Origin of the sequence: Agrobacterium sp. rho-8.1 (genome assembly GCF_033957725.1) — a bacterium.
Classification (GTDB): Bacteria; Pseudomonadota; Alphaproteobacteria; order Rhizobiales; family Rhizobiaceae; genus Agrobacterium.
Map to the genome: position 1 here is coordinate 273,275 of NZ_CP192788.1, position 14,628 is coordinate 287,902.

Here is a 14,628-nt window from a genome sequence, read left to right on the forward strand (position 1 = left end):
AGGAGGTCCGGTCCGAACGGACACGCTGTTTTTGGATAAACCGCCCCTTTTGCTAAAGTTAAGGTGGCACGGTGGTTCCGTTTTCATCGTGCCCGGTCTATCTGCGCAAGACGAACATCATGCCTGTTGGTCGATACCATCGCGTTTTCGATCATTTTGCGCGAAAGCACGGGCGAGTGACGTTAAGGAGTTAGGACATGGCAGACGCAACGGTACAGCTGGACGATCTTAAATTGGCTGGCGATGACAAGGTCGTTCCCTTTCAGGTAGAGGGACTGGACGTGCGCGGTCGCGCCGTTCAGGTCGGGCCACTCCTCAATGCTATTCTGGCGCGGCATGATTACCCGCCGGTCGTGGCTCGCCTTTTGGCGGAGGCCGTGGTTTTGACGTCGCTGATTGGCACGTCCCTCAAATTTTCTGGCAAACTGACCCTTCAAACGAAGAGCGATGGTCCTGTGGATCTACTGGTCGCGGATTTTTCTGCACCTGAGAGTATGCGCGCCTATGCTCGTTTCGATGAGGAGCGCCTGACTGAGGCGACCGCTGCTGGCCAAACCTCGCCGGAACAGTTGCTGGGCGAAGGTATTCTCGCTTTCACCATCGACCAGGGCGTGGGCATGCAACCATATCAGGGCATCGTACCCTTGGATGGGTCGTCGCTGGAGGATATTGCCGGTGTCTATTTTCGGCAGTCAGAACAGTTGCCGACCCGCGTACGCCTTGGCGTTGCCGAGTTGTTTGACCGGGACAGCGATGGCAATCCGCGTTGCAGTTGGCGAGCGGGCGGTATTATCGCGCAGTTTCTGCCACAGGCGCCTGAGCGTGTTCGCCAACGCGACCTGCACGGCGGTGATGGCGACGAGGGCGCTGCCGAATATTCGGAGGATGATGCCTGGACCGAAGCGGTTGCTCTGATCGACACGGTGGACATGGATGAGCTGACCGATCCGCAGGTGCCTGCGGAAAAACTGCTGTTTCGCCTTTTCCACGAGCAGGGCGTGCGCGTCTATGACCCGCAATTGATCCTTGATCGCTGCAATTGCTCGCGCGACAAGATCAAAGGGGTCCTGTCAGGATTTTCCGCAACAGAAATCCAGGAAAGCCAGGAGAATGGTGTCATCTCCGTTACCTGCGAGTTCTGCTCCACCACCTATCATTATCCGGTAGAGGAAATGGAAGCGGCGAAATGAATTGAAAAGGCGGGATGATATCCCGCCTTTTTTAATTGAGAATTCTTGTCAGCCCGGGACTATCCAGAGAAAATGCGGGGATGGCGACGGTGAAAACCTCGCCGGTTTCTGCTTTCATTTCATAGTGGCCGAACATCATGCCGGATGGTGTATCCAGCGGGCAGCCGGAGGAATACTCATATGTGTCGCCGGGTTTCAGCTGCGGCTGTTCACCGATCACGCCAGGGCCTGATACTTCGTCCACCTGTCCCGTCTCATCCGTGATATTCCAATACCGGCTGACGAGGGTGACGGCCAAACTGGAATGGTTGGAGATCACCACCGTGTAGCCCCAGACGTAACGGCTGTCATCCGGGTCTGACTGCTCTTCAAGGTAATAGGGGTCGACGGTGACCTCGATGTCTCTTGTCACTGCTCGATACATAATGCGGCCCTAAGTCATTGCTTGTCAAACATTCTACACCAAAGGCGTGGGTCATCGTCAAGAAACTGCAGGTCAACGCGGGATTTTGACGAATACGATGCACGCTTTCCCGAATAGATATCACCTGTAAGGTAATATCCGGTTACCACACCGACTTTTTGGCGTTTGGCGTTTTTCGGGCGTCTCGGCGCGCTAGTCTGTGGCAGAGGAACGGGTAGAAACGGCCCGGCATATGCCCGGGCCGTGGCTGTCACATCAGGCGGATACCTTAGCGATTGCGGCTGCAAAATCCTCCAGCAGATCGTCAGTATCTTCGATCCCGCAGGAAAGACGCAGCGTGCCGCCGGAAATTCCGAGTTCAGCGCGGGCCTCGTCGGTCAGGTTCTTGTGCGTAGTTGTCCCAGGATGGGTAATCAGGCTCTTCGCATCGCCCAGATTGTTGGAAATCTTGACGATTTCCAACGCGTTCTGCAGCTTGAAGGCCGCTTCCTTGCCACCTTTCAATTCAAAGCACACCAGCGTCGAGCCACCCGTCATCTGCTTGGCGATGATGTCGGCTTGCGGATGGTCGGCGCGGCCTGGGTAGATAACCCTGGCGATTTTGCCCTGATCGGCGAGAAAATCCGCAATCTTTCCGGCATTTTCTGTCTGCTGGCGCACGCGCAACGGCAGCGTCTCAACACCTTTAAGCAGCGTCCACGCGTTGAAAGGAGACATGGCCGGGCCTGTGTGGCGGAAGTAATCCTGAAGCTCTTCCTCGATCCACTTTTTGTCGGACAGAACGACGCCGCCCAGGCAACGTCCCTGGCCATCGATGTGCTTGGTTGCGGAATAGACGACAATATGTGCGCCCAGTTCCAGCGGCTTTTGAAAAAGTGGTGTGGCAAACACGTTGTCGACCACCAGCTTCGCGCCGATCTGGTTGGCAAGCTTTGCTACGCCTGCGATATCGACCACTTCCAGCGTCGGGTTGGTCGGGCTTTCAAGGAAGAACAGCTTGGTGTTCGGCTGGATTGCCTGTTCCCAATTGGCGAGATCGCGGCCATCGACCAGCGTACATTCGATGCCGTATTTCGGTGCCAGCGTCTCGACGACCCAACGGCAAGAACCAAACAAGGCGCGGGCGGCAACGATATGATCGCCTGCCTTCAGCTGGCAGAGAATGGCGGCGCTGACGGCAGCCATGCCAGAAGCCGTGGCGCGCGCATCTTCGGCGCCTTCCAGCAGGCACATGCGCTTTTCGAACATGTCATTGGTTGGGCTTGCGTAACGGGCGTAGATGAAGCCTTCCGTTTCGCCCTTGAAACGGGCTTCGGCCGCCTCGGAACTGTCATAGACGAACCCTTGCGTGAGGTAGATCGCCTCAGATGTTTCGCCATAACCGGAACGCAGTGTACCACCGTGTACCAATTGTGTTGCCGGGCGCCATTTCTTGCTCATGTCATCACCTTACAAACAAAAAAACCGGCCGCAAAAGCAGACCGGTTACAAGCGCACCCGGTCTTTTTAGCCACTTGTTTAACGTGGCTGCAAGCCGACCGGCCAAATCACCACGGGATAAGCTTGGCTTAACTCTGTTAACGACTTGCGTCAATGCCTTGCTTTTGGTTTTGTCGCCGTGAAAAGGGATGATCAAACGATGGCGAGAACGACGGGCATATTGGCGGATACTGCGATCCGGGAACTGTTCAGTTCTGGACAGTTGAAGAGCGAACGCGCGCTGGATGGAGATCAGATCCAGCCAGCAAGCCTGGATCTGCGTCTGGGCGGAAAAGCTTACCGCGTACGCGCCAGCTTCATGCCCGGCCCATCGACAAAAGTCATCGAAAAGCTGACGCGTTTCAGCTTGCACGAAATCAATCTCGGCGAAGGTGCCGTTCTGGAAACCGGCTGCGTTTACATCGTACCATTGATGGAGGCGCTTGCCCTGCCTTCGGATATGTCCGCGTCTGCCAACCCCAAAAGCTCTACGGGTCGTCTCGATATCTTCACCCGCGTCATCACCGACAATGCGCAGGAATTCGACAAGATCCCCGCGGGCTATAACGGCCCGCTCTATCTCGAAATAAGCCCGCGCACGTTCCCAATCGTCGTCCGTCAGGGCTCGCGTCTCTCACAAATTCGCTTTCGTATCGGTCATTCCGTCCTGGCCGATGCTGAAATGCTGGCCTTGCACGAAGAGGAAACGCTGGTCGCGAGCGAAATGCCCAACGTGTCCGGCGGAGGCATCGCCTTGTCGATCGATCTTCAGGGTTTTGGTGAAAACCGCCTGATCGGCTATCGTGGCAAACACCACACCGCAGTTGTGGATGTCGACCAGAAAGCTGCCCATGATGTCCTGGATTTCTGGGAGCCGATCCACGCGAGAGGTCGTGCCGAACTCATTCTTGACCCGGACGAGTTCTACATTCTTGTCTCGCAGGAGGCCGTCCATGTTCCGCCCCTCTACGCTGCTGAAATGACACCGTTCGATCCGCTGGTCGGCGAATTCCGCGTCCACTACGCCGGCTTCTTTGACCCAGGCTTCGGCCACGCCAGCGCCGGTGGCACCGGCAGCCGCGCCGTTCTCGAAGTTCGAAGCCATGAAGTCCCCTTCATTTTGGAACACGGCCAAATCGTCGGCCGCCTGGTCTATGAACACATGCTGACCAAGCCGGAAGGCCTCTATGGCAGCGGCCTCGGCTCCAATTATCAGGCCCAAGGCCTCAAATTGTCAAAACACTTCCGCGCTGCATAGCCCTAACGAAGCTTGACAGTCTACCACAACTGTCACACCGTCATCTTGTGCGCGGGTGTAGCTCAATGGCAGAGCAGCAGCTTCCCAAGCTGAATACGAGGGTTCGATTCCCTTGGTAATCCCCCCATTCTTAACGGGGCTCCGCAGTAGAACTCACGCGGCCATTTTTAGTTTCTGTGCAGGCGTTATGCCGCCGATGCCCATATTGGGCCGTTCGTTGTTGTAGGTCCATAGCCACTGCGTGGCGAATTCCTGCGCCTCCTCGATGCTTTCAATGATGTACTGGTCAAGCCATTCATGTCGGACGGTGCGGTTGTAGCGCTCGACATAGGCGTTCTGTTGCGGCTTTCCGGGCTGGATGTGGCTCAACGCAATTCCTTGCGTTTCGGCCCATTCCATCAGTTTGCCACTGACATACTCAGGCCCGTTATCCACACGAATGGCGAACGGTTTACCGCGCCATTCGATGATCCGGTTCAGGCTGCGGATGACGCGTTCAGCAGGCAGCGAAAAGTCCACCTCGATACCCAGCCCCTCCCGGTTGAAGTCGTCCAGGACATTCAACAGTCGGAATTGCCGACCGTCCTCCAAACGATCCGCCATAAAATCCATGGACCAGACCAGGTTCGGAGCTTCCGGCACGGTCAACGCATCGGGCTTGTCCCGCTTCAAACGCTTGCGTGGCTTGATCCTGAGGTTCAACTCCAGCTCGCGGTAGATGCGGTAGACACGCTTGTGGTTCCAGCGATGTCCTCGGACATTCCGTAGGTATAGAAAGCACAGGCCAAAGCCCCAAGTCTTCTTTGCCCGCGTCAGCCCGATCAGGAGATCGGCGATCTGCTCGTTCTCGTCGTTCAGCTTGGCGCTGTAGCGATAGCAGGTCTCGCTGACCTGGAAGGTGCGGCAGGCAAGCGCAATGCTCACCCCGCGTAATGCCACTGCTTTCCCGGCCATCTCTCGGCGTTGAGATGGCCGCGTCATTTTTTTCCCAAAGCCTCTTTGAGCAGTTCCGCTTGCATGCTCATCTCCGCATACATCTTCTTCAGCCGACGGTTCTCATCCTCCAGAGCTTTCATCTGGCTGATCATCGATGCGTCCATGCCCCCATACTTGGCCCGCCATTTGTAAAATGAGGCAGTGCTCATCCCGTGCTCCCGGCATAGCTCGGGAACTGGAACACCACCTTCTGCCTGGCGCAGGATGGCCAATATCTGCGGTTCGCTAAATCTGCTCGTCTTCATCAAAAATCTCCTCGATCATAAAGCCCGAGAAAATTCTACTTTTGAAGCCCGTTAATTTGCGGGGGGATTACCTGTTCACACGCCAGATGGCAGGCTGCGGCAAGATCGAAGGCAACACATCGAAACTCATCTGCGACCACGTCAAACCTCACAAGGGTGATGAGGTGGTGTTCTTCGATGAGACCAATCTTCAGACGCTGTGCAAGCTATGCCACGACACATTGAAGCAACGAGAGGAGCGGTCGCGAAGTTACTTACTAAGAGATTTTAGATAATCACAATCGTAAACCGACCGTGCTTCAGAAAGCTTGATATCAAAAACATGATCCTTGATGATCTGACTCTCAACCTCAAAATATGGCTGGATCGCGACTGTTCCCAAATCTTTGTTATTAACAAGATCGTGCACTTTTCTGTACGCGCTTTCGCACTCTGTTTTGGTCAACGATATGAGGTGGGAAACGTTATATTTAACGCTCGATACCATGTTTATCTCATTGGTTGATGTCGTGCCGTTCAGTGACTCTCTAACAACGAGCTCATCGAGATTGTCGAAAAATGCTCCGGTAAACTTCTCCGAGAAGGTCAGGTGGTACGAATTAAGTTTAATAGAATTTGAACCTTCAAACGAGACTTTAAATGGAAATTGTGCTTCCACTCTGTAGCCGATAATTCTATCCGCGAGTGTTGTTGGTACGACCGTTACGGTGCCTTCCAAAACGTTTCGTTGATCTAATGTGCCAAAGACATTCACTGCCTTCAAATTTCTGGTATCAAAATATTCCTTGAGCTTCGCGTCCCGTTGAAATTCGCCTTTTTTAGCGCTCTCCACTACCTCAGAAATTCTCTCTACTTGATACCAACCGTTTGCAATGGTTCCAAGGCCAAGGCCAGCCACAGTAACTGAGGCAAATATGGTTAATCTGCTAGTGAAGCTGTCCATTGATTTCTGAACAGCTTCGAACATGAACTTAACAGTCTCAACGGCCTGAGACTGGTTGCTGATGCGAACCGTTTCACGATTTAATTCTTCTATTTTTGAATTGATCTTGTTTAAGTCGTCCATCGGAACCCGCTCGCTAATTTATTAGATATCTCACTTTGCCAATCTTATCTTGCCTCATCCTGTTGAAGTGGTCGGGGGGGCAAGAAGTCTGGAAAGCCTCTTTCTCCCGCACCCGCGTCCCCCACAACGAGAGATTTTTTTTACCGTGACCGATGAAAAAAATGGCGAGGGTGTCGAGCTTGATCTGTTCGGCAAGCCAATTGAGCCGATCAAAGATCGCCGCGGCAGACCGTCATTCGGAAAAAGCAATGAAAATCAGGAGCTTGTGTGCCTACTTCGGGCGGCGGGTTGGACGCAAGCGCGGATTGCCGGGTATCTTCGGTGCGATGAGAAGACGTTACGGAAGAATTTTTCCCGTGAGCTCAACGAAGGCGCGGACCAGATCGAAGGCATGGCGCTTGAGGTCACGCTTAAGAAATTGAAGTCCGGCAACTCGGTCGCGATCTCCAGAATATTCGACATCATCGAAAAAGGCGCTGCCGCCGTTCCAATTCCAAGAGCTCCCGCAAAAGAGCCGGACGAAAAGGTTGGGGAAAAGGAGGCCGCCGACAGAGACGCCCATACGGCGCATGAAGGCACTCCATGGGCTTCGCTTCTGCAATAAAGGCCGACTGGAATTTCTCATGCCCGGACTGGGCCGAGCGGCTTCGCGATGGTCGGCCAATCGTCCCCGAACTTCCTCTTGATTTCGACGAGGGAAATCGCGCGGTAGGCATCTTCGATAATCTGCGCCTGCCTGATGTTCCCGACCAACCCTACATGGCCGACGCTGCCGGTGATTGGTTTCGCCACATCGTTCGCGCAATCTTCGGTTCAATCGACGAGAATGGCGAACGCCATGTTCGCAACGTCTTTGGATTGGTACCGAAGAAAAATTCGAAGACGACGGGCGGCGCTGGCATCATGGTCACGGCGCTGCTGATGAATAAGCGCCCTCGCGCTGAGTTTCTGCTGATTGGTCCGACGCAGGACGTGGCCGACACAGCATATCAGCAGGCGGCGGGCATGATTGAGGCTGATCCGTATCTCGCGAAACGGTTTCACGCCATCGAGCATAAGAAGAAGATAGTTGATCGCCTCAATAAGGCGAAGCTGCGTATCAAGACTTTTGACATGAAGGTGCTGACAGGTTCCAAGCCTGCGGGCGTTCTGCTCGATGAGCTGCACATCATGTCGTCATACTCCTACGCCTCGCGTGTGCTTGGTCAGATCAGCGGTGGTTTGATCCCGAACAAAGAATCGTTCCTGATCATAATTACCACGCAAAGCGACGAGCCGCCCTCGGGCGTGTTCAAGTCTGAACTGCAATATGCCCGAGGTGTTCGAGATGGCACCATTGTCGACGGCAGCACGCTTCCGGTTCTCTACGAGTTCCCGGAAGAAATGCAGACCAGCGACAGAAGCCTTGGAAAGATCCATCCAACTGGCACATGGTTCTGCCAAATCTCGGACTTTCCATCACGTTGGATCGCCTGATTGAGGAATGGCAGACCGCCCAGAAGAAGGGTGAAGAAGAAGAGCGGCGCTGGGCAAGCCAGCACTTGAACGTGGAAATTGGCCTGGCCTTGCATTCCGATCGGTGGATCGGTGCTGACTACTGGGAGGCCGCTGCTGACAAGCGCATTACCCTTCAGTATCTGATCAACGAGTGCGACGTGATTGTCGTGGGTGGCGATGTTGGAGGCCTCCTCGACCTTTGGGGATTGGCAGCAATCGGACGTCACAAAGTCACGCGCCACTGGTTGCTGTGGGCAAAGGCATGGGCGCAACCGTCCGTTCTCAAGCGTCATCCGGAGATAGTCGAGAAGCTGAATGACTTCGAGCGTGATGGCGACCTGGTCATCTGCAAGCGCGTCACTCAGGATGTAGAGGAAGCAGCGGCCATCATTGCCAGCCTACGTGACGCCGGGAAGTTACCAGAGGTTGGTGCGATCGGGCTTGACCCGAACGGCGTGACAGCTTTGCTGGAAGAGCTAGCTGGATACTCAATCGTCGATCCGATGGTGAAGGCGGTTTCGCAAGGGTACAAGCTGTCGGGTTCGATCTTCGGGATTGAACGCAAGCTTGCTAACGGCACCATGAAGCAGTGCGGCTCTGGCCTACTGACCTGGTGCGTCCAGAACGCGAGCGCAGAGCAGCGCGGCAGCAACATCTACATCGACAAGAAAACAGCCAGCTCCAAGATTGACCCCTTGGTCGCGGCCTTCAACGCTGGCGAGCTGATGGGCAGAAACCCTGAAGCTTCAGGTAACGCAGGTATGGACGATTATTTCCGTGAGATGGCAGGTGCTCAGTGAACGCATTTCGAAAACTTGCCTTCAAGGCTGCAACATCTGTGATGCGGATGCTGTCGATCGAAAACACGAATGGCTGGCACGGGAATGTTGGCGACGCCGGTGAGCATGTTTCAGATTCCAGTGTTTTGTCTCTGTCCGCTGCCTGGGCTTGCGTAAACCTGCTTTCTGGAACGATCGCGAGCCTCCCACTCATGGTTTACCGGCGCGATAGTAAGGGAAATCGCGAGGTCTACCGTGACCATCCTCTGTATCGCCTGCTGCATGACAGTCCCAATTTTGACCAGACGGCTGTGGATTTTTGGGAGTTCATCTCCGCGTCGCTTGAGTTGAGAGGTAACGCCTACGCCCGGATTGAGCGCGGGAGCCGAGGCGTTCTGGCGCTGACCCCTGTTAATCCCGGGCTCGTCGGTGTGAAGCGCTTGCAAAACGGCACGCTTGAATACCGGTGGTCTTACGAGGGTCACCTCGGACGCAGCGGCCGAAGAACAGTCCTACTACAAGGGCAACAGCTTGGAGATTTTCCTTAACACACCTGATGATGTTGACGAAAAGGCGTTCTGTGCATTTCGCAGCACGGCATGGTCGGGAAAGTCGGTCGCGATTGAGTATACGCTCATCGGCATCGATAAGATCGTCCCCCGACTTCGCGTGTCGAAGCAAAACTGGAATTTGTCGGTCGGCCAAGCGACGAACGTTGCAATCGGCACCGCGTGGGCAGGTGGTATCGAATTCGTTTCCAAGGTTGTCAGCAGTGACGAATTGTACGGCGAGATTCCCGGCGCTACCGCCGAAGATGGCGGTGGCTTCATGGTGACCACCATTTTGGGTACGGCGATCTCGACCAATAAACCAGCACCTTTGGCCGTGACCTTTCAAGGCAATGAACCCGTTTGGTATCTGCCGGTGGTAAGCTATGCAGATGCTATCGGGCTGGGTACGGGCTTCGACAACATCGCCCTTTGCCGCGCCACAAAGCCAGAACAGTCGCAACGGGCTGCCTACCCCCGTCGGTCGCAGCGTTATGTTTGGGGACCCGCCTCTTGCACCAGCAGTGAGCGCTGCTGCTTCGGCCTCGTCCTGGACGTTTGAGCAACGCGAAGAAGACTGGGGTGATACCTGCTTCGTGGAGGCCAAGCAGGGCGACATGACCATCGGCTTCATGGGCGCGCCCGGCAAGGACTTCGTCGGATTTGTTGAAAACGGACCGTATAAAGATGTGGTCCGCACCTCTTGGAAAATCGATGAGACCAGTGACTCCATCTCCAACGGCCATCCCGATGATTATTTTGGATGGTACGGCTTTTATGAACTTTCGAGCGATATCCTCAATGATGCCAAGAAAGGCAAAGAACTGAAGATCGTTGATTGGAATGACAACGCGATCACTCTAAGCTTGGCTACCGCCGAAATACCATTTTCCCAGTTCCAGCTGTGCTTTGCCAAACCAGCGTCGAACACGGAAGCCTCCGACACCTACCCCGCTGCGAAGCAAACACCACCCAATCGTAAAAACTGCCTGCTAGAGGTTGATGGTAAGAAGGCCATCAACGGCGTTTGCTACTGGGGTCCATATGGCACCGACAAGGGCAGCTTTGTCATGGAGGGTAACCAGTATTTCGCTTACATTGGTATCAATGGTTCGACCGCTTCTGGCACGTGGAATGCGACGCCGGGAAGTACCCACGCGCATTCAAATCTGGGTGACATGAAGCGCGACGGCAAATGCTGGAAGAGCAACAAGGTCCGCCTGTGCCCGGGCGTCCCATGATCGGATCAGGCGCTGGATCGGTCGTTGTTGATAAACACGAGCTCGTTGAACCCTTCGGCTAAATCGAACTGCTCCGGCTTGAGCAGCGCTTCCCCATGCGCTTCCATAAACCATCTTGCTGTATCCGCGTCGTAGATTTCCGCAACCGTCGCCTCGATCCTCGATTTGACCTCGCTCAAAGCCTCAAGCTTGCCAAGCTTGCGTGTATTAACCTGCATCAGCTTGCGTTTGGCAGACTTGCCCGCATCCGATACGAACACCGAGAGCCTGTTATGATGGTATCGCATGACGCGAACCCGTAGCCGCTTCGGTCGCGTCCTGTCGAAGTCGTCGTTGATCACCTGGATGCGCGCCTTGATCTCGTCCTCTGTGAGATGCGTCTCCGGCATCACGTCGCTAACCGGAATAAGATCGTCGGCAAAGTGCTCTTCCGCCACGTCGGCTGCGTGTTGGGCATAAGCAAGATGTGTCACGGGCAGATCGGCCAGCCATTTGCGGCGTTGGGCGATGGCCATCGATTTCGCGGCAAGTTCACCGAACTTCGACACGGAGAAGTTCTCGCGCTTCTGACCGTCATTTGTCATCAATGTCGCCTGCCACGCGTCGCCCTCGCGGCTCTCGATCCGGCGCACCCCGGAGATGCCGCTCTTGTTGGTCTTGCGCAGAAGAACGGCCTGCTCATGATTGGTGGCGGGCGGTATAGCCTCGATCATCGCATCGCGGTAGGCGCGGGCTGCGGAGTAAGTCGCTTCATCGGAACCATAGACGCTGTCCTTGAAGAGCCGCACGATCTTGTGCCCGCGTCGTCTGAGGCTTACCCACCACCCGGCCCCGCGACGCTCGTTGGCCTCTTCACGATGAAGGCCATAGCCCTCGGCATCATGCTTCGTCTGCGGGCTGTGCGCCTTCAGCCGTCTTTTGGGCATTGTGCTGTCCACATCAACAAGCGCCATCAGCGAATCCTCTTATCCCGACCGCATCCATCCCCACAAAACTAGATGGCAGATTGCGGCGGGTTTGGGACTGGGGAACGATTTTCCGCCTGATTGGTTGTACAAACGGCCAAACCTCCTTGGTTTTGCCACAATGATTGATTGCATTCCGTCCAGATTTTGACAGCTGATTGATAATTTATCTCATCCGATCACCGGGGTTCCCCATGACCGACCAGCCTTCGTCGTCCGAATTCATCCAGGCCAGCCGTGTTTTGAAGGTCAAGTCGCCGCTGGGCGAAGACCAGTTGCTGCCAGAGCGCATGGTGATCAATGAAGGCGTTTCACAACTCTTCGAGATACAGTTGAATGTCCGCGCCAAGAAGGAAGCGGTCAAGCCAGAAGAGCTGATCGGTCGTCTGGTTGATGTCTCGGTCGAAGTGCAACAGGGCGAAGATGGTGGTGGTGTCCGCCGTCCGTTCAACGGTCTGGTGACCGACCTGCACGAGGGACCACCGATCACGCGCGGCCTGCGCTCCTACGCGATGACCATTCGTCCTCAGATGTGGCTCTTATCCCGCCGTTCCGATTGCCGTATCTGGCAGAACCAGAACTCGATCGATATCGTCGAAACGCTGTTTTCCGAGCACGGCATTCCCGCACCGGATACATCGGGGATCATCAAACCTCCGCCCGCACAAATCTACAGCGTGCAGTTCAACGAAGACGATTTATCCTATCTTTTCAGACGCTTTCAGGAGGACGGGCTGTTCTACTGGTTCAGCCATGAGGATGGGTCTCACAAGCTGCATGTGGCCGATACCGCCAATGGATGGCTTGACCCATCGCCGTCCGCTCAGGGCGAAGGCAGGGTGAGATTGGCACAGGGATCATCGGATCGCAACCACATCAATGACTGGGCCCGTCGTTTTTCCTATGTGCCGGGCCAGCGCGCTGGCGCAGACTGGAATTTCGAGACACCGAGCATGGTGCCGGGCACGATGACACCGTCTCTGGTACAAATGCCAGATGCGACCAAGCGGGAGCTTTACGAGTACCCTTCCCGGATCAAGACGGTCGAAGAGGCGGAACGAGCCCAAAAACTCAGGGTCCAGGCGACAGAGGCCGATCATGACCGGGTCTTCGGTGGTTCAACATCGCGTATTCTGGAAGCCGGTCGCCGCTTTACCCCTTATGAGGAAGCCCATCCCGAGCACGAATACGAAGAGCACGTCATCATCAGGGCCAGCCATACCATTGTGGACCGCTCCTATGAGACCAACAGCAACGAGCCGGAATACCGCAACCAGTTTGAGGCCATTCCCGCCCGCGTCCCGCTGACCCCTCACCGCACCACCAAACGCCCGAAGATCGAGGGCACGCAGGTCGCCATCGTCGCGGGTCCCGAGGGTGAAGAAATCCACCCGGATCAATACGGCCGCATCAAGCTGTGGTTCCCGTGGGACCGCAGGGCCAAGAAGGATGGGACGGACACGTGCTGGGTTCGGGTCAGTCAGGCATGGGGCGGAGGCACATGGGGTGCGCAGGTCATTCCGCGCATCGGCATGGAGGTCATGGTCGCCTTTGTTGATGGTGATCCAGACCGCCCACTGGTGACGGGCGTGGTCAACAACCCAAAAAATTCGGTGCCTTACGACCTTCCCGCCAACAAGACCCGCATGGTCCTGCGCTCCAACACGCACAAGGGCGATGGCTTCAACGAAATCACCTTCGAGGATGAAGCAGGCAAGGAGAACCAGTTCTTCCATGCCCAGAAGGACCAGACGACCCGTGTCCTGAACGACCGTACCAAGCGCATCGACCGTCATGAAGTCGCATCCGTCGGCGGCAACCGTGCTGTAGAGGTCTCAGGCAACCAGAAGCATGAGATCGGTGGATCGGTGAATACAGTCGTCGGTGGCACTGGGCCGATGGCGATGATGGCCATGGCAGGCGTGCAGGCGCTGTCAGGCCAGACAGCAGGTCTCCTCAGTCAGGCCGCCCAGATTGCAGGCGCTGGGGGGCCGGGTGTTGCAGCTTTTGCCACGTCACTTGCATCATCGGCGCTTGGCTTCCTCGGCGCTGGTGGCATGTCATCGCGCGAGGGCGTCGTCTCCGGCCCAAGCCCCCGTTCCGACGCAGGCACAGCGCTTGCGGGGTCAGGCACGGGTATTGGATCGGATGCATCGAGCCTGTTCCCGCTTCCCGGCATTATGAACACCATCATCGGTGCGTTTCAGTCCACGTCGGTTGGCGTCGCACAAACGGAGCAGATCGGGGTCAGCAAGGTTACCAATGTCGGCCAAACGTCGATTGAAAATATCGGGAAATTCAAGAAAACGATTGTCGGAGAAGAGTTCGTCATCGAATGCGGTGCGTCAAAGTTCATTATGAGAAAAGACGGCACCGTTATTATTCTCGGTACGAACTTTAATTTCACGGCTTCAGGACCTGCTCAGCTAAATGGTTCAGTCGTTGATCTTAACAAGCCATCCGGTCAATTAGCCCCGGCCCCGGCCCCGGCCCCGGCGACTAAAGGAGCCAATCCCAAACCAAACCGCGCGTTTGATAAGAATAGCCAATCGCTGATCAATCAATCACCAACATTGACACAACAGCTTCAAAATCTTGAAAAGCTTGGATGGACCATTGCGAAGGGACCAGCAGGCAAAGGAAGCTACACCGACGACAAAGCAAAGGTGATCACAATCGCCGCTGAGAACTATGAAAATCCGAAAAAATTGGCGATGGCGTTGTCTCATGAGGCGGGTCATGCAGTAAATCCATATGCTGAAAACCCCACCAGCCGCGCGGCCTATGTTAACGGGATGCTCTCAGGCGAGGGTGCAGCCACCATGAACAACATTCAGGTTCAGCGGGAAATATACTGGAACAGCAAGACAAAGATTGACGTCGCCGGTAACCCCTCAAGCATCCCCTCTTACAATATTGTTTTTGACAACGTTCAAAGTG

14 protein-coding genes, 1 tRNA gene, 1 pseudogene and 1 riboswitch are annotated in these 14,628 nt (G+C 55.4%); of the genes and pseudogenes, 11 read left to right on the plus strand and 5 right to left on the minus strand.

What is annotated here, in order from left to right; all coding sequences use genetic code 11:
• The first annotated feature begins 197 nt into the window (after nucleotides 1–197).
• The gene (locus RMR21_RS01400) at nucleotides 198–1,190 is read left to right on the plus strand and encodes an Hsp33 family molecular chaperone (RefSeq protein ID WP_498668954.1); all 993 of its coding nucleotides are present in this window, start codon (nucleotides 198–200) and stop codon (nucleotides 1,188–1,190) included.
• Nucleotides 1,191–1,221: 31 nt separating this feature from the next.
• On the opposite strand, the gene apaG is transcribed toward RMR21_RS01400, so the two are convergent.
• Together apaG and RMR21_RS01410 are read right to left on the minus strand one after the other, a co-directional pair.
• Nucleotides 1,222–1,614 (minus strand): Co2+/Mg2+ efflux facilitator ApaG/CorD, encoded by a 393-nt coding sequence (gene apaG, locus RMR21_RS01405; protein WP_498668955.1) that lies wholly within the window; start codon nucleotides 1,612–1,614, stop codon nucleotides 1,222–1,224.
• A 255-nt stretch (nucleotides 1,615–1,869) separates the two neighbouring features.
• Nucleotides 1,870–3,054 carry an O-succinylhomoserine sulfhydrylase gene (locus RMR21_RS01410; RefSeq protein WP_498668956.1) on the minus strand — a complete coding sequence of 395 codons (1,185 nt, stop codon included), beginning with the start codon at nucleotides 3,052–3,054 and terminating at the stop codon, nucleotides 1,870–1,872.
• 45 nt (nucleotides 3,055–3,099) lie between these two features.
• A riboswitch (SAM riboswitch) is annotated at nucleotides 3,100–3,178 on the minus strand.
• A gap of 75 nt (nucleotides 3,179–3,253) precedes the next feature.
• On the opposite strand from RMR21_RS01410, the gene RMR21_RS01415 reads away from it, so the two are divergent.
• Together RMR21_RS01415 and RMR21_RS01420 are read left to right on the plus strand one after the other, a co-directional pair.
• Nucleotides 3,254–4,351: a 2'-deoxycytidine 5'-triphosphate deaminase gene (locus RMR21_RS01415; RefSeq protein WP_498668957.1), complete on the plus strand. Its 1,098-nt coding sequence runs from the start codon at nucleotides 3,254–3,256 to the stop codon at nucleotides 4,349–4,351.
• Between the two features lie 53 nt (nucleotides 4,352–4,404).
• Nucleotides 4,405–4,478 (plus strand) — tRNA-Gly (locus tag RMR21_RS01420).
• Nucleotides 4,479–4,504: 26 nt separating this feature from the next.
• Here the strand turns inward: RMR21_RS01420 and RMR21_RS01425 are convergent.
• Nucleotides 4,505–5,592 (minus strand): IS3 family transposase gene (locus RMR21_RS01425; protein ID WP_498668958.1). Its coding sequence is split into 2 segments (ribosomal slippage): nucleotides 4,505–5,343 and nucleotides 5,343–5,592, totalling 1,089 coding nucleotides; the frame shifts between segments, so codons are not numbered across the junction.
• An 86-nt stretch (nucleotides 5,593–5,678) separates the two neighbouring features.
• Here RMR21_RS01425 and RMR21_RS01430 point away from each other — a divergent pair.
• Complete coding sequence (locus tag RMR21_RS01430) at nucleotides 5,679–5,867, plus strand: HNH endonuclease (protein WP_498670206.1); 189 nt, start codon at nucleotides 5,679–5,681, stop codon at nucleotides 5,865–5,867.
• Here RMR21_RS01430 and RMR21_RS01435 read toward each other — a convergent pair.
• Nucleotides 5,843–6,658 carry a hypothetical protein gene (locus RMR21_RS01435; protein ID WP_498668960.1) on the minus strand — a complete coding sequence of 272 codons (816 nt, stop codon included), beginning with the start codon at nucleotides 6,656–6,658 and terminating at the stop codon, nucleotides 5,843–5,845. The genes RMR21_RS01430 and RMR21_RS01435 overlap by 25 nt on opposite strands.
• A 145-nt stretch (nucleotides 6,659–6,803) precedes the next feature.
• Between RMR21_RS01435 and RMR21_RS01440 the strand changes: the two genes are divergently transcribed.
• From RMR21_RS01440 to RMR21_RS01465, 6 genes are all read left to right on the plus strand, one after another.
• Nucleotides 6,804–7,262, plus strand: coding sequence for a hypothetical protein (locus RMR21_RS01440; protein ID WP_498668961.1), 459 nt, complete (start codon nucleotides 6,804–6,806; stop codon nucleotides 7,260–7,262).
• Nucleotides 7,241–8,134, plus strand: coding sequence for a terminase large subunit domain-containing protein (locus tag RMR21_RS01445; RefSeq protein WP_498668962.1), 894 nt, complete (start codon nucleotides 7,241–7,243; stop codon nucleotides 8,132–8,134). Before RMR21_RS01440 ends, RMR21_RS01445 begins: the two co-directional genes overlap by 22 nt.
• Nucleotides 8,089–8,955: a terminase TerL endonuclease subunit gene (locus RMR21_RS01450; RefSeq protein ID WP_498668963.1), complete on the plus strand. Its 867-nt coding sequence runs from the start codon at nucleotides 8,089–8,091 to the stop codon at nucleotides 8,953–8,955. The genes RMR21_RS01445 and RMR21_RS01450 overlap by 46 nt, the downstream gene beginning before the upstream one ends.
• Nucleotides 8,956–9,146: 191 nt before the next feature.
• Nucleotides 9,147–9,482 (plus strand): phage portal protein, encoded by a 336-nt coding sequence (locus tag RMR21_RS01455; protein WP_498670207.1) that lies wholly within the window; start codon nucleotides 9,147–9,149, stop codon nucleotides 9,480–9,482.
• Nucleotides 9,391–10,044 carry a hypothetical protein gene (locus tag RMR21_RS01460; protein WP_498670240.1) on the plus strand — a complete coding sequence of 218 codons (654 nt, stop codon included), beginning with the start codon at nucleotides 9,391–9,393 and terminating at the stop codon, nucleotides 10,042–10,044. The genes RMR21_RS01455 and RMR21_RS01460 overlap by 92 nt, the downstream gene beginning before the upstream one ends.
• A gap of 55 nt (nucleotides 10,045–10,099) precedes the next feature.
• Nucleotides 10,100–10,723: a hypothetical protein gene (locus RMR21_RS01465; RefSeq protein ID WP_498668964.1), complete on the plus strand. Its 624-nt coding sequence runs from the start codon at nucleotides 10,100–10,102 to the stop codon at nucleotides 10,721–10,723.
• A 5-nt stretch (nucleotides 10,724–10,728) separates the two neighbouring features.
• Here the strand turns inward: RMR21_RS01465 and RMR21_RS01470 are convergent, their stop codons facing one another.
• A complete protein-coding gene (locus RMR21_RS01470; RefSeq protein ID WP_498668965.1) occupies nucleotides 10,729–11,676 on the minus strand; it encodes a hypothetical protein in 948 nt (315 codons plus the stop codon).
• Nucleotides 11,677–11,882: 206 nt separating this feature from the next.
• On the opposite strand from RMR21_RS01470, the pseudogene tssI reads away from it, so the two are divergent.
• Nucleotides 11,883–13,986, plus strand: a pseudogene (gene tssI / locus RMR21_RS01475) (type VI secretion system tip protein TssI/VgrG); the annotation flags it as partial.
• Nucleotides 13,987–14,628: the final 642 nt, after the last annotated feature.